This window comes from Maribacter chungangensis (assembly GCF_042676845.1).
Taxonomy (GTDB): Bacteria; Bacteroidota; Bacteroidia; order Flavobacteriales; family Flavobacteriaceae; genus Maribacter; species Maribacter chungangensis.
This window is the reverse complement of the sequence record NZ_JBHTHY010000003.1, coordinates 928,253-949,533: the sequence shown is the minus strand read 5'-3', so window position 1 is coordinate 949,533 and position 21,281 is coordinate 928,253. Positions and strand designations below refer to the sequence as shown.

Genomic DNA, 21,281 nt, shown 5'->3' with positions numbered 1-21,281 from the left:
AGAGAGCAATAGGTTCATACCTGTTAGAAGCCTTGATTTCAGTGTAAAAAAATTAAGGTTTTACTTTAAACAACACCACAGCCCTAGGTTTTGTAATTCCTTTTCAATGCAACAATCAACACAACGGAAATGAATTGCAAATAACGTTTAATACCAATCAAATTACGCAATCCCTTACGCATACGATTTATCATATTCTTACTTCAATAACCAATAAAAAACGAACATGGCTATATAAAATCAAAAAAATAATTAAAATCTTAATTATTTAAGAAACCATTAAAAACAGGATTGTTTAACTGTTCCAAAACAAAAAATGCCATTCAGTACAGTACAGTACAGGATGACTTTCGACAACCTTAACAATAATTTAACCCCGTTGAAAAAAAAAATAGACAACTGATATGAAACAATAACCTTATGAAAAAAACTAAACTAAAATCTAAAAATCTAAAAACCGGAGCGCTAACATTGCTTTTCGCTCTTGGATCTCTGGTAGCATGGTCTCAACAAACCGTTACCGGGAATGTTTCTGACAATGAAGGTCCCTTACCGGGAGCCAGCATTGTAGTAAAAGGAACTACACAAGGAACTACGACTGATTTTGACGGAAACTATACCATATCCGTTGCTCCGGGAAGCACGTTAGTCTTTTCCTATATTGGCTATTCTGCAAAAGAAATAGCGGTAGGAAACCAAAGTACCGTCAACGCTATCCTCGAATCCGATAACAAGTTAGATGAGGTAGTTGTTATTGGTTATGGTACCACAACCAAAAAAGATCTTACCGGTTCTGTATCGTCCGTAAGTTCCGAAGATATTACACAGATACCTGCTTCAAGGGTTGACCAGGTATTACAAGGTAGGGCCGCGGGTGTTCAGGTAACCCAATCAAGTGGTGCACCTGGCGCAGGAACGGCCATTCGAGTAAGGGGTGGTAACTCTATTACCGGCAGTAACGAACCTCTTTTCGTTATTGATGGTATTGTGGTGGGAACCAATTTTAACTTGAACAATATCAACCCAAGCGATATCCAGTCCCTTGAAATTTTAAAGGATGCCTCTTCTATTGCCATATATGGTTCTAGGGGTGCAAATGGTGTGGTCTTGGTTACGACCAAAAGTGGACGTGGTACGGGAACCGGCAAACCTGAAGTGAGTGTTAATGTATTCACCAGTATGCAAATGATGCCCGAACTACCTGATGTACTTACACGAGAGGAACAAATCGCTTTTACCAATGAACATGCCGGCTTTAGAGGCGTGGCGTTACCATTCCCGGATGACCCATCTACTTACCCCAATAATGACTGGGTTGATTTAACAACAGGGCCCGCTCCAATTTATAATGCGGATGTATCCATTTCAGGAGCGTCAGAAAATGTGAACTACTATAACTCCATAAACTACTTTAACCAAGAGGGTATCGTGAAGAGCAGTGGTATCGAAAAATTCATTTTTCGATCAAATTTAGATATAAATCTAAGTGATAAATTGAAGGCAGGTTTCCGCATCAATTATTCCAGAATTAAAAATAACAATGGGCTTACCAATTTTGCCGGCAATTTGTTAGGTACATTGCGCACCCAACCTGCATTTAATGATGATGGCACCTTTAATGGATTTAATGATGTCGTTGGTTCGCCATTTAACAACCCACTTGCAAATTTTGAGCTGAATACCAATCAAACCTTTACCAATAACTTATTGGGTACGGTATACCTGGAATATAAGCCAGCACCGGCTTGGACCATTCGTTCTACTTTCAGCCCAGAGTTCAATAATATCAAACGAAATAGATTTAATTCCAGCCAGACACCTGGTAATCTTGCCGTAGGCGTAACCGATGGTGGAACTGCAAGTGTTAGAACCGTAGCAGCTGTAGGCTGGAACAATGAAAACACCATACAGTACAAAACGGATATTGGTGAAGATCATAGCTTAACCGTTCTTGGCGGTGCTTCTTTTCAAAAAGTAGAAACTGAAATTACGGAGGCAGAGGCATTAGGCATTACCAGTGACGCCACTGGTTTTAATAATTTAGGTAATTCAGACCCAATTAGATCTGTAGTAAGAAGTGACTATAACGGATTTCAAATCGCTTCGTTTTTTGGAAGGATAAACTATGATTACAAAGACAAGTACTTATTGACCTTGGTAGGAAGAACAGATGGTAGTTCTGTTTTCGCGCCGGGCAACAAGTATGAGTTCTACCCTTCCGTTGCAGGAGCCTGGAAAATCAGCGAAGAGGCATTTATGCAAGATCAAAATTTGTTCTCTGATTTGAAGTTAAGAGCTAGTTGGGGTAAATCTGGTAATCAAGCGATCGAACCTTACAGAACATTAGGTGTTCTAGCGGAGGCGAACACTACACTAAATGGTTCTGAAGTGCCCGGAAGAACATTGGGCAGACCATCAAATCCAAATTTGCAATGGGAAACTACCTCATCACTGGATATAGCTTTGGAAGCATCCCTGTTCGGTGGTAGAATCTTTACGGAATTCAACTATTACCAAAAAGAGACCAACGACCTGTTATTGGATGTTACTATACCTAGACAGACCGGTTTTACAAGTCAATTACAAAATGTTGGCGCACTTGCAAACAAAGGATGGGAATTATTGGTGAATTCAACCAATATAACGAATGACAATTTTAGCTGGAATACTACATTGACATTGGCGGCAAATAAGAATGAAATATTAGACCTTGGGGGTCAAGAATTTATTGATCTAGTCGTAGATCCCATCATAGGTTCTGGTAATACACGATTAATCGTGGGGGAATCGGTACCCGTTTTCACAGGAGTAAATTATTTAGGAACATGGAAAAGTCAAGAAGAAATAGATGCTTCGGGGCTTACCGCTCAAGTTGTCGGAGGATCAAGGTTTGAGGATTTAAATGGCGACGGTATTATTTCGACCGAAGACAATGTTGTTTTAGGGAGTCCGTTTCCTGACCTGATTTTCGGGTTCGAAAACTCATTTTCGTACAAGGATTTTGATTTTTCATTTTTCTTTCAAGGTACCACGGGTAATGAAGTATTTAATCTAAGCATGCGTAATCATTACTTTAATCGTGGCGAAACAGTGAAATTTGCCGATTTACGCGATCGTTGGACTCCAGAAAATCCAACTTCGAACGTTCCAAGGGCCGGTTCCGACTCTGTGACCAACACACCTATTAATTCAGAATATGTAGAGGATGGTTCGCACATACGTCTTAAAGCTGTACGTTTGGCCTATAATTTCCCTACCGATAAAATGGGCTTGGATGGAGTCAAAAATGCTACTATATACTTAAACGGTAGTAACTTATTGTTGTTCTCCAAGACTCGATTGATTGAACCAGAGGCCAATAATTTTAACGAAGGTAATAATCAATTTGGCAATATAGCGCTAGGGTTTTTAAGTGCACAATACCCCAATCCAAGAATTATCACCCTTGGTCTAAACGTAACTTTTTAAAAAAAAATAGATATGAAAACAAAGAACATATATTTATACGTCTTCCTGATTTTCTCATGTATCGGTTGTGAGAAGTTCTTGGAAGAAGATCCAAGAGCCATTGTTGCTCCAGAAACATTTTTTGCATCCGATAATGATGCTAGGCAGGCCATACAAGGAACATACGCCATATTAAAGAACAACTCTATTTACGGTCAGGTAGGCCTCGACCATTTTTATGACAATGGTGCCGATATTATAGAACCAAACCGTTCTGCTAATTTTGTACAGCCTATTGGTAATTACACATTGGATGAGGCGTTGGCCGATGTGTCCGTTCAAAAAATGAGTGTATCCGATACATGGAAAGACCTCTACAGGGTAGTCTTCAACTCAAATTTCATAATTGATAGGGTAACGGATAATGAATCTATAACTGAAGATGTGCGTACAGAGGTTATCGCAGAATCCAGGTTTTTACGCGCATTGGCCTATTGGCATATTACCAATCTTTGGGGTAATGCCCCTTATTATACAGAGGCCTTGACTCTTGATGAGGTAAGGGTTTTGGGCAGAACGGATGAAGCCATAATCTTAGATGGTGTAATAGCTGATCTGCAATCTGCACAATCGATTTTACCATCTTCATATCCGAACGACCAAAGGGGACGCGCTACCAAATGGGCAGCTGCTATTATTGAGGCCAAAATTTACATGAAACAACAAAACTGGCAAGCTGGTCTAACCAAGAGTCTTGAAATTATAAACCAGTCTCCCCATACCTTACTGCCCACCTACGAAGAGGTATTCGATCCAATGAACGAATATAATGCAGAAATCATTTGGTCATTGGATTTTGCCAGAGACATTACTGGTCAATTTGATCCCGCTTTTCCTGGTAGGTCATTTGCTGGTAATAGTAATTGGAGACCCAGTATGTTCAACCCTCGTTTACGAGATGAACCTGCCAATTCTGATGAAAGAAGTGCTCTAGGTGATGCACTAGCAGCAAGAGGCGAAGCTTTTAATGGTACAGGTTTACAGGTAGCCGCAAAAGACTTTGCAGAGAAATTTCCATTGAACGATTTAAGAAGACCACTTAACATAGTGGATAACTACCTAGGGTTCGAGCTTAATTTTCCCTATATGGCAAAATTCTGGAATTTAGACCTCGCCACATCACCACGTTTTAACCATGAAGACAATCGTATGGTATTTCGATTGGCTGACGTCTATTTGATGGCGGCTGAGTGCGAAAATGAACTAAACGGACCAGGAGGTGCTTTTCAATACCTAAACCCAATAAGACAACGTGCTTATGCTACACAAGCAGAATGGGATTTAACCGGTTTAGACCAACAAGGGTTCAGAGAGGCCATTTATGATGAACGCAAATGGGAACTGGCAGCCGAGGCGCACAGGAGATATGATTTGATTCGTTGGGGAATTCTATTGGATGTAGTTCAAAATTTGGAATATCGCTTCTGGGAACCAAACGTCAATATTCGTCCATGGCACGTTTTGTTACCAATTCCATTACAAGAATTGGAACAAAACCCAGCTTTATTGGAATCAGACCCAACCAATAACGGCTATCGTTAAAAGATAAAAACAGTTGTTTGAGTTAGTTTTAAAAATGGGGTAAGCGCTATGTTTACCTCATTTTTTTATTTTATGCTTTTCCAGAATGCAATACTTTTTATAGGGTTACCATTACAACACTTTTACCTAAAAAGCGTCACAACAAGAAATTATGAAAATCAACCTAATACTTTGTATAGTCTTACTGATCTCAATATCAGGACGGTCACAAATTAAACATGGCCTTAGGGATGCACAAGGACGCCATGTAGTGTCCAGAGGGTTTGTAGTAAACACCAATGACCACAAGGGAGAGGTATTCTTTAACTCGGACGATTATGCACGTATGGTTAGGCTGGGTGCCAATTCCCAAGTAATCAGATTAGAATTGGGAAAGCTAAGCAACTTTCCCGGGGGTAGCGTGGAGGAACGCTATCTTATGAAGTTGGACACCCTCGTGGCACACGGTAAAAACGCCGGCATGAAAACCGTTTTTAAAATGACCGTTTACGGTGTGGATAGTTTTGAATGGGAACCCTTTTGGCAGAACAAGAAGAACGAGTACAACACTTATATCGATGCCTGGAAAGTGATATGGAACCGATTTTCAGACGAAAGTTCCGTATTGGGCTATGATATAGTTAACGAACCACGGAAACTGACCATGGATATTTCGTATACCGACCTTACCACCAATTATCTGATTCCCTTGTACCAGAAAATCATAGACGAAAGCCATAAAATAAATCCAGATAAAAAGATTCTTCTTCAATCCATTTTTATGAATAAGGGAGAAGGAATAGACAACAATCAATATGCAGAGATTACCTCACCTGTAAATAGAAAGAACATCATTTTTGCGCCCCATATCTATCAAGATAAAATCGATTTCATCAAACCAGTGATGGATCGTTTTGACAAGGAATCCGAACTGTTACAAGCACCAATTTTTATAGGAGAATGGGGGGTTCCCCACATTTGCATCAACAGATACCCTAATCTCGGGCGACCTAGGACAGTTAAGGTATAGAGAACTTTATATCAGAACCGCAGAAGTCTTTGATAAAATGGGTGTGGGAAGTATTAAAGCTTGGTTCTTAGGGAATAGGACAATGCAGGACTTTCTACCAGGCGGACCTTCTACATGGGCAATATTTAGTGATGAAAAAGCGGCGGGCACCGTTGAACGAAAATACATCACCGACATTATTGCCAGACCGTATCCTCAGACCATTGCCGGGGATATTCACAGCTTTCTGTTCAACCACGCTACAAGGAGTTTGGATTTGAAGATTCGTCCAGACAACACAAAAGGAGCGTCTACCATTTTCATAGGTGCCAATAGGCATTATCCGGACGGGTTTTCTATTCTTATTGATGATGATGTGGTCATGTACCGTAACCCGCTTAAAAATGTAGGCCTAGAAATTTATAAACTTCCAAAAAATGTAAATCCAAAAGATTTTATCTGGGATGAGTACACACAGAGGCTAACCATTTTAAAATGGCCAGAGAACAGAACGGATCTACATATTCAAGTTGTGCCGGGAATTCGTGATTTCGACATCTCAGAAAACAATCCTGACTGAATTACTGATGTTCTACCAAGCTACTGGGCACAAATCCTATTCGGTGAGCTTTCGCGATTACCTTAGCTCCTTCTGGTAACTGAAATGGTTCATGATACACCGACCACGCCATTGGTGTTTTTTCATCTGCCAAGATAATCTTATACCCTATGGAGGCACCTACTGTTGCGCAAGCTAGAGAGACAGAAGTACCTTGTTTATTAATATTTGGAGTTGCCGTAATCGGTTGTTTTTCCGCGCCTTTCCATAATTGACTTAGCAGTTCCTTTTCAGGTAAATTGGGTTGGTCTCCTATTTCGGTAATCCAACGATCCATTTCATTTTGAAGTTCCTTAAGCTTCGTGGCATATTGTGGATCATTGGCCAAACTATGCAACTCGTGCGGGTCGTTCAGACAATCGAATAATTCCTCTGGATCCTTGGTCTTTCGAAACCACTGCATTTGAACACTATCCAGTTCGCCAGCATCGCGCAAACGCAATAACTCCTGCATGGTAGGTATTTTTTCCCGGTAATCAATAGGCAAATAATAGCCCTGCTCCGGCCTGTAATTTCGAATGTACTTAAAACGCTCATCACGAACGGCACGTATAGCATCGGTATACCCGTCAAAGCGGTCGGCAGCGGCATGAATATATTTTCGTTCATCAGTGGCTTTATACTTACCTAGAAAAGCTTGTCCTTGGATATGTGCCGGCGGATTGGTTCCTGTAAGGGATAATAATGTAGGTGCAAAATCAATAAAACTAAGCAGTTTCTCATCTTTTGTTCCTGCGTTAATTTTATGTGGAAATCTTACGATCATGGGCGTATTTAATCCAGAATCATAAATCAGCCGTTTCTGTCTTGGTAAAGGTCCGCCATGGTCTCCGTAAAAGAAAATGATGGTGTTTTCCAATAGTCCATCTTCTTCCAATTGCTTTAACACCGCTCCTATCTGGGCATCCATTTCGGCTATATTGTTGTACAACTTCCACATATCCCTGCGAACGACCTCGGTATCGGGCAAATAAGGAGGAATGGTAAACTTGCTATCCTTGGATAAATGTGTGGGCGTGTCTTCTTCAGGTAATCGACCTTCTTTCCATGTAAAATCGCGATTTCCGGATTGATGGTGCCGTTGCTCAATATATCGATGACCATAAGGCTCGAACAATCCCGACTCGTGGGTTTCCGTAAAATTCATCACCGAGAAAAAAGGTTGACCCTCTCCCCTATTACGCCAGTGCGCATACGGACTACTCTTGTCCCAGGCCGTCATGGGGGCTTTAAACTGATAATCCGTTTTGTAATTATTGGTACAATAGTATCCATCTGTTCGTAACAGTTCACTGATCATTCGCACTTCCGGTGGTGGTACTGCGCCATACTTGGGCAGTCCGGTCACCTCGGTATAGGAGGTAGTCCGCATGTGGTTGGCGCCTATACCGGACGGATACATTCCCGTGGCTATGGCCGCCCTACTAGGAGCGCAAACGCCAGAAGTAGAATAGAGGTTGGGATACACCACACCTTCCGCTGCCAAACGACTTAAATTGGGCGTAACGATGGTAGAATCACCAAATGAAGGCAAGTACGCTCCCATATCCTCGGTAACCAACCACAGAATATTGGGCCGTTCCGGGAGGGAACTTTCTAGAACATCCGTAGTATGTTCTTTATCAGGCACCTTATTCTTGCAGCCTCCTATAAACAGTAGAAAAACAAATGAAAAAACTGGATGTAACAACTTATAATTTAAAAAATTCATAACTGCAGAGGTATTGGAAAAGTCTTGTTTTTTTACAATAATACTGGTATCCGCACTAAAAACCATACGGTAGTATGGGCCAAGGCATAAAATAAATAATCCGACTTTTGCACTAGTGACTATATATATATATTCTGACCTGTTATTCGTATGTTAAGGCTCAGGACAGAACAGGATGGATAATATCCCCTCTAAACCTATGTTTGATTACACGAGAACAAGTATTGACATTGTCCTGAAAAGACGGGTCGATGCAATCCACTTTAAAATAGTTATTTTGATGAAAATGAGACTTTTAGCCATGCTTTTCCTCTGTTGCGCTACTTTGGTAACACGGGCACAGAAAACAACAAAAGAATCCAAAAAACCCAATATCATTTTTATACTTACCGATGATCAGCGTTTTGATGCCATAGGTTATGCCGGCAACAAACTGATTACCACTCCAGAAATGGACAAACTGGCCAAAGAGGGCACCTATTTTAAAAATGCCATGGTCACCACACCCATCTGTGCGGCGAGTAGGGCCAGCATATTAACGGGGCTTTACGAACGGACCCATAATTTCAACTTTCAAACGGGGAATATCCGGGAATCCTATATGGCGGATTCTTATCCCAGGATCTTAAAAGAAAATGGTTATAAAACCGGATTCTTTGGTAAATACGGGGTTCGTTATAATGATTTGGACAAACAGTTTGATGAATACGAATCTTATGACCGTAATAACGGATACAAGGACAGACGTGGATATTATTATAAAACCTTGGGTAAGGACACCGTACACCTTACCCGCTATACGGGTCAAAAAGCACTGGATTTTATAGCGAAGGCCGATGGTAACGAACCCTTTTGTCTCTCGCTTAGTTTTAGCGCCCCGCACGCGCATGACCCTGCAGAGGACCAATATTTCTGGCAGCAAGAGTCGGACGCATTATTACAGAACATGAGCATGCCCGGGCCCGCCCTAGGAGAGGACAAATATTTTGAGATGCAACCGAAAATTGTACGCGATGGCTTTAACCGCTTACGCTGGACATGGCGCTATGACACGCCCGAAAAATATCAGCATAGCGTAAAAGGATACTACAGAATGCTTTCAGGGATCGACCGTGAAATTGCAAAAATTAGGGCAGAACTAGAGAAAAAAGGATTAGCGGATAACACCGTCATCATCCTTATGGGAGATAACGGTTACTTTCTGGGAGAACGCCAACTGGCAGGTAAATGGTTATTATACGACAATTCCGTACGCGTACCACTAATCGTTTTTGACCCAAGACAAAAGAAACAAAAGGATAGCGATGTACTCGCTTTAAATATTGATGTACCATCAACAATTCTGGACCTAGCGAATATTGCCGCCCCTAAAACGTGGCAAGGAAAAAGTTTAATGCCCATAGCCAGTAACAAAACAAAAAACTTTGAGAGGGATACCGTTTTGATAGAGCATATCTGGGATTTTGAAAAGATTCCGCCAAGTGAAGGTGTGCGTACCAAAGACTGGAAATACTTCCGCTACGTAAACGACAAGACCATTGAGGAACTTTATGATTTAAGCAAAGACCCGCAGGAAATCAACAATCTTGCTAAAGACCCTGCATACGCAAACAAAATGGAATCTTTTAGAACCACTACGGATAAGTTGATTGCCATAAATAGCGATGCCTACAGAGCTGCTCCAACAGACCTTACCGTAGAATTGATCCGCTCGCCGGAAACCGAGGTGGAAATCTACGACCTACAGCCAGAGTTTGGATGGACGGTTCCCTTGGGGTCTAAGTTTCAATCGGGATATCAAATTTTACTAGCCTCCAGTAAAGCCAGTATCGATACCAATAACGGCGATATTTGGGACAGTCAACGTGTGGGCTCAAACGCGTCTACCAATGTGGAATATACCGGAACACCACTGGAAGTTGGAAAAACCTACTACTGGAAAGTCCGTATCTGGGACGAGGACAACCGCTTGGTGGACTATTCGGAAACCCAACAATTTACAACAGGCAAAAGTGATAGCTACATCGTATCCACAGAAAATAAATATGTAATTACAAAAGTAAAACCTGTTGCCCTTGAAAAAAGAGGCGATTTCTATTTTATCGATTTTGGAAAAGCCGCCTTTGCTACTATGGATTTCAACTACAGGGCAAAAACGCCGCATACATTAACCATAAGGGTTGGTGAAATGGTGGATGACAAGGGTAATGTAAATAGAACTCCGCCAGAAAAAAGCCATATCAGATATCAAGAAATTAAAGTGGACGTAAAACCGGGGCATACCAAATACCAAATTAAAGTCCAAGAAAACGAACGCAACACCAGAGCCAATAAGGCAGTTCCCTTACCGGACGGATTTCCACCATTGGTGCCTTTTAGATATGCCGAAGTAGAGGGAGCACAGGAACCTATTTCAGCTGAAGATTTTGAACAACTGGCCTTTCATACTTACTGGGATGAAGAGGCGAGTGATTTTGAAAGTAATAACGACATTCTGAACCAAGTTTGGGATTTGTGTAAATATTCCATTAAAGCAACTACATTCAACGGTTTGTATGTAGACGGGGACAGGGAACGTATTCCGTATGAAGCAGATGCCTACCTAAACCAGTTAAGCCACTATACCACCGATAGGGAATTTGCCATGGCAAGGCGCACGATAGAGTACTTTATGAAAAACCCGACTTGGCCTACAGAATGGCAGCAGCACGTTGCCTTACTTATACATGCAGATTATATGTATACGGGCAATACGGAACTTATTGAACGCTACTACGAGCCGTTAAAACACAAGACACTTTTTGAACTATCCAACGAAGATGGCTTAATAACCTCAACAAAGGTAGATGCAGAATTTATGCGTAAACTAGGTTTTGCTGACGGATATAAAAAACCGTTGACTGATATTGTAGATTGGCCGCCGGCCAATTTCAACCGCAGCACAACCCCTGGTGAACGAGATGGTTTTGTCTTTAAACCTTACAGCACCGTAATCAATTCTTTCTTTTATGAAAATATGAAGATTATGGCTCAATTTGCAGAAATACTGGGCAAAACTCAAGATGTATTAGATTTTGAACTGCGGGCCGCGAAAGCCAAAAAAGCGGTAAACGAACAAATGTTCGATGCCGAACGTGGTATCTATGTAGACGGTATAGGCACAGACCATGCCTCTTTACACGCTAATATGATGCCATTGGCTTTTGGTCTGGTTCCCGAGGAGCATTATGAATCCGTTGTAGAATTTGTAAAATCCAGGGGAATGGCCTGCAGTGTATACGGTTCTCAATTTCTAATGGACGGCCTGTACAATGCCGGGGAAGAAGATTATGCCTTGGATCTTTTAGTAGACACCAGTGATCGCAGTTGGTACAATATGATCCGTATCGGCTCTACCATTACCCTAGAGGCCTGGGATTTAAAATACAAGAACAATCTGGACTGGAACCATGCATGGGGCGCTGTGCCCGCCAATGTTATCCCAAGAGGATTATGGGGCATAAAACCTAAAACACCCGGATTTGGAATCGCTACCATCAAGCCGCAAATGAGTAAACTAAAATCTAGTAGTATTGAAGTGCCTACGGTAAGAGGTACCATCAAAGGAAGCTACACCTATAACGGACCTAGACTTCAGACCTATGAAATTGAGATACCGGGGAATATGGTGGCAGAATTTTCCTTGAACGATTTGGATGGAAAAGACTTCATCCATAACGGTAACAAAGTTCCCTCCGCTTTTGAGTACATTAGACTCTCTCCCGGAAAACACACCATTCAGCTGAAAATTAATTCCTTTTAGACACTAACCATTAACCATAATCTGCAGCACCTATGAAATCCATTAAAACTTTACTTCTAAACATTGTTTTCATCGGTGCTGCTTTGTCCATGGTAAATTGTGATAACAAGACCGCTCCGGTAATTGATGGGGAACTTAAAAAATGGCATCGCATCACCCTTAATTTTGAAGGTCCGGAAACCGATGAACTTTCGGAAGTGAATCCGTTTTTAGACTATAGGCTGGATGTTACCTTTACCAACGGTAATCAAACCTATGTTATCCCCGGCTTTTTTGCGGCAGATGGAAGGGCGGCGGAAAGTAGTGCTACCAAAGGAAATATTTGGCAGGTACGTTTTACACCTAATGCCGTAGGGCAATGGTCCTACAAATCATCCTTTAAAAAAGGTAACGAAGTTGCCGTTGCCGATGACATTGCGGATGCTGAATCCGCCGGATTTATGGACGGACAAACGGGAACTTTTACTATTGCAGCATCGGATAAGTCGGGGCGGGACAATAGGGCAAAAGGACGCCTACAATACATTGGGCAATCCTACTTGCAGTTTGAGGAAAGCAAAAATTATTTCATCAAACTTGGGGTAGATGCACCAGAGAATTTATTGGGCTATGCAGATTTTGATGCAGCCACCAACGCCCTCGATTTTTTAAAGGAATGGCAACCCCATGCCCAAGATTTTACAACGGATGCAGAACCCTTTGTATGGAAAGGAAATAAGGGAAAAAATCTTTTGGGTGCTATTAACTATCTAGCCGCTGAAGAACTGAACGTCTTTTCTTTTTTGACCTTTAACGTAGATGGTGATGACCGAAATATTTTTCCCTACCTCTTAAAAAAACCGATAGCCGAATACGAAACTTATGCCAGTAATAAAAAGAATTTGGAGGCCTGGGAAAACTTCTTCCATAAAACCCGGTTGGATGTTTCCAAGTTGGACCAATGGGAACGAATTTTTGAATATGCCGAGACCTTGGGCATGTTCCTTCATTTTAAGACCAATGAAACGGAAACCGACCATCTCATGGACAAAGGCGTTTTTGGAACCGAAGGAAAATTATACTACCGCGAATTAATAGCCCGTTTTGGCCACCATTTGTCCATGAACTGGAATTTAGGGGAAGAAAACGACCAACCGACCGAGGAGGTTTTAAAAGTGGCCAACTATATTAAAAAACTGGATGCCTACAGAAATCACTTGATCATGCACACCTTTCCCAACAAAGATGACCGATATAACGATTTTATAGGCGACCAATCTCCCTTGACAGGGGCGTCCTTACAGTTGAGCGACCCAGAATTTAAAGATGTAAACCCTAGGGTACTTAAATGGCGCGAGAAATCAAATGCATCAGGTAGAAAGTGGGCCTTATCCGTAGACGAGCCCGGCAAGGCCAATATTGCCCTGTTACCCGATGATGAAGATCCTGAGCATAATCTGGCACGCGGAAATGCCCTTTGGGGAACACTGTTAGCGGGTGGTTTTGGCGTTGAATGGTACTTCGGTTATGCTAGCCCAAATTCCGACCTTACTTGCGAAGATTTTAGAAGTAGGGACCTGTTCTGGGACCAAAATAAACATGCCCTACATTTCTTTGAAAACCATATTCCTTTTTGGGTAATGGAACCGGCCAACGAACTCATCGCCGCAGATAGCGGTTACTGTTTTGCCAAAAAAGGAGAAACCTACACCATCTATCTGTCTATGGAAAAAGAAACGACGACCCTGGACCTGGGCACCTCGGGTGATGAATTTTCCATCGCTTGGTACGACCCAAGAAATGGCGGCGATTTGCAAGAGGGTTCTGTACAACACATAAAAGCGGAAGGCTCGGTTGCTGTAGGATATCCGCCTTCGGATAAAAATAAGGACTGGGTAATCCTTGTAAAGAAAAAATACTAATGCCCCAACAATTACATTTTAACATGAAAACAGTACTCAGTTTAATCCTTATCCTAATTTTAAGCACCTGCCAGATACATGCCCAAGCATCAAAATTAAACCTGCCCATTATTGATGAGACCAATTTTTTTGAAGAGAAAAACGGTATCGTTGCGGTAGAGGCGGAATACTATTACAAACAGACCAAAACAGATGCCCGAACTTGGTATCGCGTAAACAAGCACGAAACTCCGGGTAATCTAGCGGATAAAGACCCAAACCACAGTACAGGTGCAAGCAATAACGGCTATCTTGAAATTCTCCCGGATACCAGGGTAACGCATGATGACAAACTCATTCACGGAGAAAATTTTTCAAACGAACCGGGCAACATTGCCATCTTGCATTACCGGGTAAAAATCAACACCCCAGGGCGCTACTACGTTTGGGTAAGGGCCTACAGCACGGGCAGTGAGGACAATGGGATTCATGTGGGGCTTAACGGAGCGTGGCCGGATAACGGTCAGCGGATGCAATGGTGCGACGGTAAAAACGAATGGACCTGGGCCAGTAAACAACGTACCAAGGAAATCCACTGTGGAGTGCCTCATCAAATTTATTTGGATATGGATACGAAAGGAGTGCACGACATTCAATTTAGCATGCGTGAAGATGGGTTTGAATTCGATAAGTTCCTATTGACCAACGACAAGAATTTCACCCCCAAGGATATGGGCGCCAGAGTAGCCATCACGTGGTCGGAACCATCCTATTACGAGACCATAAGTACCTCGGTAGTCGAAAATAAAACCTTGCCCGTAGCGGATTTTCCGGTAGAAGGAACTGGATATTACAAGGATGCGGGCGGGCGTTGGTTGGCCATCAATCCTAACCAAAGAAAAGAGGCCAGCACCACAACCGATTTCAATTTTAAAAGTGACAACTACGATGTGGTTTTTATTGGCGTGGGCGAAAATGACGGACAATCCACTTTTACCATACTTGTGAACGATACCGAGCTAGGTTCGTACCAGCCGGCACTCACCCAAAAGATGTTTGCCGAAGGCGAGCAATCGAACAAAGTATGGGAAAATATAGCTTTAAAAAAAGGGGATAAAATTACCGTACATGCTAAAATTGGTAGTGACGGTAAAGAATTTGCCAGGGCACGTTGGGCGGGACTTATTTTTGCCCCCGTAGGAAAGGGCAAATTGGTAAGCGCGGCATCAGGCATTCCCGCAGTAAAAAAAGCATCGGCGGCAGCGCCTAAAATAAACCCGCCAAAAGGGCGTATCGCCATAATTGCAGACGGCAATTCCCCCGATCCGGACGACCTGGGAGGAACAGCCGTGTCCATCTCGTTGCTAAGGGCCGCGGGATTAGCCGATAGATTGGTTCATTATTCCCACAGTTGTGATTTGGAACGGGTAGAACGCATATCGGAACGAGCCGAACGGGAACGTCATGCATTAATGCAAACCGCCTGCGATGTAACCGCAAGACGCTGGGGAGGATTTGACGACCTCACCTTCTTTGATGCCAAATGGCAACAGAAAGAAACCGTAGCAGATCTGGCCAAGGCCATCAACGCATCTAGTGGCAACGACCCCCTTTGGATTATTGAGGCCGGCGAACCGGATATCATTGGTCTCGCCTTAGATGCAAGCTCCAAAAGCAAACATCAATATGTAAAAGTGGTCACCCACCATTCCGCAAACGATGACGCCGGCGATTTCTACACCTGGCAGCAAATTTTGGATTTTGGAGTAGAAGAGGTTCGTATTCCGGACCAAAACGTGAACTTAAAAGTGAACCTCGAAAGATGGGATTGGGCCAAAAATCACCCGGACCCAAGAGTGCAATGGGTCTGGTTACAAGGGAAAATTGCAGAGGTAGATGATGTGGTGAAATTCCAAAAAGGAAAATGGGACTGCTCCGATGCCGGCATGGTCTTGTATTGGATAACGGGAGCTACAAACGGTGGACTCCGGGAGGGCGGTGTAGAAGATGTTAAAAAGTTGTTATTGGATTACATTGAAATGAAATGAGAATTTTAGAGATGGGTAGATAATGCATATATTTTGAACAGGTTAATATATTGAAAAGCAAAATATTAAATTAAAAAAAATGTTGTCAGTTCGAGCGCTCACGAATTGTCGGGAGAGAACGCTTGGCTAGCAAAATCGGACTTCGATTTTGATATATCTTGATCGAAGCCGATAGGTTCAGCCCGACATTTTTGCTGTTAATCCAGTTTAAAAAAAGTACCTAACAACAAGTCTGCAAAAAGAAAAATCCCCGAGCTAAAAACTCGGGGATTTGTTACTACATCATAAACTTAGATTCCCAAGACTTTTCGTAAGGCTTGCCCCAATGCTGCATCGCCTCCCTATTGTACATGATTCCCGTTTTGCTGTCAATCTCAAAGTTCTGGTTAATACGTGAAGATACATTCGCATAATGCACCATCGCCATAGAAATATTGGCATCGTCTATGGGTGCCATTGCTTTCTCCTTGCCTCTTATGGCTTCGAAAAAATTCATAACATGTGTGGTTGACATATTCCCACCGCCTCCCAGAGCAATACCGGCCTCTTGGCCATCACTTGATACCTCTTCTATCAGCTTACCTTTTCTATCGAATAATTTATAACCTTGTCGATTTACGAAAACGGTTCCTTCCGTTCCATAAACAAGAACTCCCCTCCCACTACCGTAGGTATTATAGCCGTTTCTACTTTTTCCGTCCCACTCAATTCGTTTATTCGTATCAAAAGTGAATTTCGCCATCATGGTATCGTACATTTCCCATCCATCGTTTACGAAATGTCTTTTTGAAGCATCTACTTCCACTTTATGGGGTAAATTTACATCGAGTGCCCAGCGTGCCACATCCAACTCATGGGTGGCGTTGTTCCCCATTTCCGCGGTACCATAATTCCATCCGTACCAATGCCAGTTGTAGTTCCAAGTTTCAGAGGTGTACTCCCTATGCACGGCAGGACCCTGCCACAAGTTCCAATCCAGACCTTCCGGTACCGCAGCCTTTTTTTGATTTGGTACTTCTCCACGCCTATTACTAAAAAAAGCAAGTGCTTTATAAGCATCGCCAATGGCACCTTCATGAATCTTATTAATTATCTGAATAGTGTGCGGGGAGGAACGCTGTTGGTTACCCATTTGAACCACCTTTCCGTATTGTTTGGCAGCATCTACGATCATCTCGTTTTCCTGCATCGTACAGCTACTTGGTTTCTCTACGTAAACATGCTTCCCCGCTTTCATGGCCATTATAGATCCGGGGGTGTGCCAATGGTCTGGCATAGCGTTAATAAGTACGTCTACCTTATCATCTGCCATCACCTTAAAAATGTCCTGCTCCAGTTTTGGTTTATAACTGATGTGTTTTTCAAAATTACTCGCCGCCTTGGTCATTTGACTCTGCTTGGCATCACATAAATACGCTAATCTAACATTGCTTTTCTTATGGGCGATAGGCGCATAGAACGCTCCCAGCCTACGTCCTAGTCCGGCAATGGCCACATGCAAACGGTCATTGGCTCCGATAATATTGCTATAACTCTTGGCGCTCATGGCCATGGAGGAAGATGCTGCTAAGCCAACGCCGCCCAAAGCTGTTTTCTTTATAAAATTTCTACGATTTGTCATTGCTCTTAGTTTTCTGTTTTTATTTTAATATTTCTGAAAGAGACGAGGTCGCCGTGGTCTTGGAGTAGTAAATTACCCTTTTCCAACAACCCAAAATTGGGCCAGTCCTTATACTTACTTTCACTGACCAAGGTTAGGAACTCCTCGCCACCACGCTCGTATTCCAAAATCTTAACACCGTTTAGCCAATGTTCCACTTGGTTGTTTTTGGATACGATATGTGCTGTATTCCATTCCCCTATCGGATGTATATGTTTACCGGTGTCCGCCTGAATTAAATCATAAAGGGACCCCACGGTTCTGCTTCCCACGTGACTTCCCAATTTCGCATCGGGGTGGCGTTCATCGTCCAGAATCTGAAATTCTAATCCTATGGATGAGCCTTCGCCCTTGTTCAGCTCCGTATCTACGTAGTATTTGATACCGCTATTGGCACCTTCGGTAATCTTAAAATCGACCTTCATCTCAAAATTATCGTACATTTTTTCGGTAACGATATCACCACCTGCGGTAGATTCGCCACCACCACTGGCAAGCACGCTTAGGACACCATCCTTAATTTCCCAGCCTTCTTCGGGGAAGGTCTCCAACTTGGCACCTCTCCAACCTTTGGTAGTCTCACCGTCCCAGAGCAGTTCCCAACCATCCTTCCTTTCTTGGTAGGTCAATTGATTTTTAGTGATAATCGGCGTTAGGGGGGATGCCATACTGTATTGGGCTACATTCTCGGTTATGAATTCAATGTTCCTCCATTTGATTTCCACGTCCGGCTTTCCGTTTTTCCCAATACTATGTACCTGCAGGGCTATAAAACCTTCTGCTGTCATATCGTCTATAACATAAGCTGCCGGCACCTCATTGATCCACGTTTTTAGGGTATCACCGATCGCCTCGATACGAAAATGATTCCAGTCATTGGGTTTGTAGGCTTTTTGCGCCGCAGGATTATCTGCAAGCGGATTTAACCACTTTCTTCTTTTCTCATCGTACAGACCACCACTCCATGATCTTTTGGAAGGGTCTATCTCTACCTGATAGCCGTGTACCATACCATCCCTGTACCAAGGCAAACTGTTACTGCGTATCTGCACGCCGGAATTGGACACGGAATCCGTCTTAAAATCGAGCTCCAATATAAAATCGGAATAATTTGAATCCGTTGCCAAAAAGGTATTGGGTGTATTGGCAACCGTAGTGCCAATAATTTCACCGTTTTCGACTTTGTAGGTAGCCTCCCCGCCGAGGGTATGCCAGCCGTCTAAGTTCTCTCCGTTGAATATGGGTGTAAGGTGGTCCTTACTGGTATAATCACAACTGGTTGACCCTAGTACTATTAAAAGTGCCGCGATAATCTTAAACCTTGCTAGTGAAGTAAAAAAGTGTCTTTTCATTTTATATCTAGTTAATGGATTAAAATTACAGTTTACATAGGTTAAACCGTCCTGTAGTGCCCCGTTACATTTTTAAGAATGCCGATTTAGATCAATTCTTGGCGATAATAAACTATAGCTGAACAAGAAGCTATAAGAATTGAACTTAAAACAGTAAACCATATAGTACAGGATGGCATATCTCCATGCTTGGTTTAGTTTTAGAGAGCAAATTTGGAATATCCAAATACAGATCACGAAAATGAAAAGACGCTCTTTCAATCAACTCGCGGCAATGGCCGGATTGGGTTTTATACTACCTCACTATGGGTGCAAGAATAGTGGTCGTAAATCACCTAGTCCTACGGAGCTCACTGCCTTTGGCGAATCCTCTTTACGCTTGTTGACCACTTGGTGCGATGCCATGATAAGGGATCAAGTAAACGACCCTGGCGATTCGGTTACGCATGGCTCCTTATACTGCCATGCCTGCGATTTAATTCACGGTAGATGTCCGGATGCGGTATATCCCTTTTTGTATATGGCCGACACAACCGGTGAACAGAAATATCTGGACGCCGCAATCCAGGTAATGGACTGGTCCGAAAATGTGGATAAGCCCGATGGTAGCTGGACAAACATGTTGGACCCAAAATCTTGGAACGGCACTACTGTTTTTGGCGCCATCGCTCTTGGAGAGGCACTACACCATCATGGTCATATTTTACCGAAGGACGTTAAGGAGAAATGGGAAAAACGTTTAAAACGTGCCATTGAATTCGTATACCAAAAATTTGATATGCACTTTAGCCATATCAATTACAGGTTCACCGCTATTTACGCCCTATACTTTTTAGGAAAGCACTTTAAGGAAGAGAAATACATTGCAAGAAGTAAAGAGTTTGCCGCAGAAATACCAAAATGGCTTACTGAACCCAATAAACTAATTTTTGGTGAGGACAAACCGGATAATGACAAAAGTGCAAAAGGTTTGTATCCGATTGATCTAGGCTATAATGTAGAGGAAAGTTTAAATGCAGTGGTACAATATGCGGTACTTGAAAAGGATGAGGAATTACTGGAATTATTGACCCAATCCATGAAAGGACATCTAGAATTTATGCTGCCGGATGGCGGTTGGGACAATAGCTTTGGAACGCGACAGAACAAATGGACCTATTGGGGCAGTAGAACCACGGATGGCTGCCAACCCGCCTATAGTTTAATGGCCGATAGGAATCCGGCTTTTGGAACGGCGGCCGTTATCAGCACGGAACTGTTGGAACGCTGCACCGTAAACGGACTTCTGGCAGGCGGGCTACATTATGCCTCACACGATGTAAAACCCTGTATGCACCACACCTTTGCACATGCTAAGAACTTGGCCTTTGTGCTGGATAATATGGAACAATTACAGCAGGTAGATAAAAAAACACCACTACCGAGGAGCACCCAAGATGGTGTAAAACATTTCCAGGAATTGGATGTTTGGTTGGGTGCCAGGGGCCCTTGGCGAAATACCGTTTCTTCTTACGATCAAATTTGGAAAAAACCCTACTCCGTAGCTGCAACAGGTGGTTCGCTTGCCGTTTTATGGCATGACAAAGTAGGCCCCTTATTTACGGCAAGTATGGTAGAATATATTGAAGTGGAACCCGCCAACCAACAACCGCAACCGGGTGAGGATTTTTGTCTTACGCCACGTGTGGAACGTTATGTAGACGGGGTACAGTTTACCAACGTACAGGATTTAAAAGCCAAGGTTTCGGTCACGGATACGGATGGTGTAATTGATTTCGCCATTTCTACCGCCCTTACTAACCGCGATAAGGAAACGATAAAAAAGGATGGCAATTTTCAGTTGAACTATAGGATAGATTCTGATACCACCACCATAAAGGCCTTGCGCTCGGGCACGGCCGAAAATGGGGACACCTTGGTATTACCTGTTATTTCCCCGACAGGGGAAAAAGTAGTCATAACCTCTGAAAACAAAGTTGAAATACATAAACCAGATGGCATTGCAGTGATCCGTTCAAATGTACCTCTTCAGATTAAAAAAATGGAGAAAGAACGCATTTTCAATCAAGTGCCCGGGATGGAGGTAGTACCTATAATGCTTAGTTTTCCTAAAGGGATAAAAGAAGTCGTTTGCACCATAACCATCATTTGATGGCGCAACCTAAAAGTTGC

11 protein-coding genes are annotated in these 21,281 nt (G+C 42.7%); 8 read left to right on the top strand and 3 right to left on the bottom strand.

Annotated features, from left to right (window positions below):
- The first annotated feature begins 420 nt into the window (after nt 1-420).
- From ACFQZJ_RS03885 to ACFQZJ_RS03870, 4 genes are all read left to right on the top strand, one after another.
- Entirely contained in the window at nt 421-3,468 is a 3,048-nt protein-coding gene (locus ACFQZJ_RS03885) for a SusC/RagA family TonB-linked outer membrane protein (RefSeq protein ID WP_379932454.1), read from the top strand.
- Nucleotides 3,469-3,480: 12 nt separating this feature from the next.
- Nucleotides 3,481-5,049 carry a RagB/SusD family nutrient uptake outer membrane protein gene (locus ACFQZJ_RS03880; RefSeq protein ID WP_379932452.1) on the top strand — a complete coding sequence of 523 codons (1,569 nt, stop codon included), beginning with the start codon at nt 3,481-3,483 and terminating at the stop codon, nt 5,047-5,049.
- A 151-nt stretch (nt 5,050-5,200) separates the two neighbouring features.
- On the top strand, nt 5,201-6,058 hold the full coding sequence (locus ACFQZJ_RS03875; protein ID WP_379932450.1) for a glycoside hydrolase family 5 protein: 858 nt from the start codon (nt 5,201-5,203) through the stop codon (nt 6,056-6,058).
- Between the two features lie 43 nt (nt 6,059-6,101).
- Nucleotides 6,102-6,617, top strand: a complete 516-nt coding sequence (locus ACFQZJ_RS03870) for a hypothetical protein (RefSeq protein WP_379932448.1) — start codon at nt 6,102-6,104, stop codon at nt 6,615-6,617.
- 1 nt (nt 6,618) lies between these two features.
- On the opposite strand, the gene ACFQZJ_RS03865 is transcribed toward ACFQZJ_RS03870, so the two are convergent.
- On the bottom strand, nt 6,619-8,367 hold the full coding sequence (locus ACFQZJ_RS03865) for a sulfatase family protein (RefSeq protein WP_379932447.1): 1,749 nt from the start codon (nt 8,365-8,367) through the stop codon (nt 6,619-6,621).
- A gap of 280 nt (nt 8,368-8,647) precedes the next feature.
- On the opposite strand from ACFQZJ_RS03865, the gene ACFQZJ_RS03860 reads away from it, so the two are divergent.
- The 3 genes from ACFQZJ_RS03860 to ACFQZJ_RS03850 are packed head-to-tail and all read left to right on the top strand — an operon-like array spanning nt 8,648 to nt 16,097.
- On the top strand, nt 8,648-12,169 hold the full coding sequence (locus tag ACFQZJ_RS03860) for a sulfatase-like hydrolase/transferase (RefSeq protein ID WP_379932445.1): 3,522 nt from the start codon (nt 8,648-8,650) through the stop codon (nt 12,167-12,169).
- Nucleotides 12,170-12,201: 32 nt separating this feature from the next.
- Nucleotides 12,202-14,070, top strand: coding sequence for a DUF5060 domain-containing protein (locus ACFQZJ_RS03855; protein WP_379932443.1), 1,869 nt, complete (start codon nt 12,202-12,204; stop codon nt 14,068-14,070).
- 23 nt (nt 14,071-14,093) lie between these two features.
- Nucleotides 14,094-16,097 carry a hypothetical protein gene (locus ACFQZJ_RS03850; RefSeq protein WP_379932441.1) on the top strand — a complete coding sequence of 668 codons (2,004 nt, stop codon included), beginning with the start codon at nt 14,094-14,096 and terminating at the stop codon, nt 16,095-16,097.
- Between the two features lie 277 nt (nt 16,098-16,374).
- Here ACFQZJ_RS03850 and ACFQZJ_RS03845 read toward each other — a convergent pair whose 3' ends face one another.
- A complete protein-coding gene (locus ACFQZJ_RS03845) occupies nt 16,375-17,718 on the bottom strand; it encodes a Gfo/Idh/MocA family protein (RefSeq protein ID WP_379932440.1) in 1,344 nt (447 codons plus the stop codon).
- A 5-nt stretch (nt 17,719-17,723) separates the two neighbouring features.
- A complete protein-coding gene (locus ACFQZJ_RS03840) occupies nt 17,724-19,109 on the bottom strand; it encodes a 3-keto-disaccharide hydrolase (protein WP_379932438.1) in 1,386 nt (461 codons plus the stop codon).
- 241 nt (nt 19,110-19,350) lie between these two features.
- On the opposite strand from ACFQZJ_RS03840, the gene ACFQZJ_RS03835 reads away from it, so the two are divergent.
- Nucleotides 19,351-21,261: a hypothetical protein gene (locus ACFQZJ_RS03835; protein WP_379932436.1), complete on the top strand. Its 1,911-nt coding sequence runs from the start codon at nt 19,351-19,353 to the stop codon at nt 21,259-21,261.
- Nucleotides 21,262-21,281: the final 20 nt, after the last annotated feature.

Bases quoted from the DNA above. Each gene is read 5' to 3' on its own strand.
- ACFQZJ_RS03850 (WP_379932441.1), top strand. From the start codon at position 14,094: ATGAAAACAGTACTCAGTTTAATCCTTATCCTAATTTTAAGCACCTGC.
- ACFQZJ_RS03875 (WP_379932450.1), top strand. From the start codon at position 5,201: ATGAAAATCAACCTAATACTTTGTATAGTCTTACTGATCTCAATATCA.
- ACFQZJ_RS03845 (WP_379932440.1), bottom strand. From the start codon at position 17,718: ATGACAAATCGTAGAAATTTTATAAAGAAAACAGCTTTGGGCGGCGTT.
- ACFQZJ_RS03880 (WP_379932452.1), top strand. From the start codon at position 3,481: ATGAAAACAAAGAACATATATTTATACGTCTTCCTGATTTTCTCATGT.
- ACFQZJ_RS03885 (WP_379932454.1), top strand. From the start codon at position 421: ATGAAAAAAACTAAACTAAAATCTAAAAATCTAAAAACCGGAGCGCTA.
- ACFQZJ_RS03865 (WP_379932447.1), bottom strand. From the start codon at position 8,367: ATGAATTTTTTAAATTATAAGTTGTTACATCCAGTTTTTTCATTTGTT.
- ACFQZJ_RS03855 (WP_379932443.1), top strand. From the start codon at position 12,202: ATGAAATCCATTAAAACTTTACTTCTAAACATTGTTTTCATCGGTGCT.
- ACFQZJ_RS03840 (WP_379932438.1), bottom strand. From the start codon at position 19,109: ATGAAAAGACACTTTTTTACTTCACTAGCAAGGTTTAAGATTATCGCG.
- ACFQZJ_RS03835 (WP_379932436.1), top strand. From the start codon at position 19,351: ATGAAAAGACGCTCTTTCAATCAACTCGCGGCAATGGCCGGATTGGGT.
- ACFQZJ_RS03860 (WP_379932445.1), top strand. From the start codon at position 8,648: ATGAAAATGAGACTTTTAGCCATGCTTTTCCTCTGTTGCGCTACTTTG.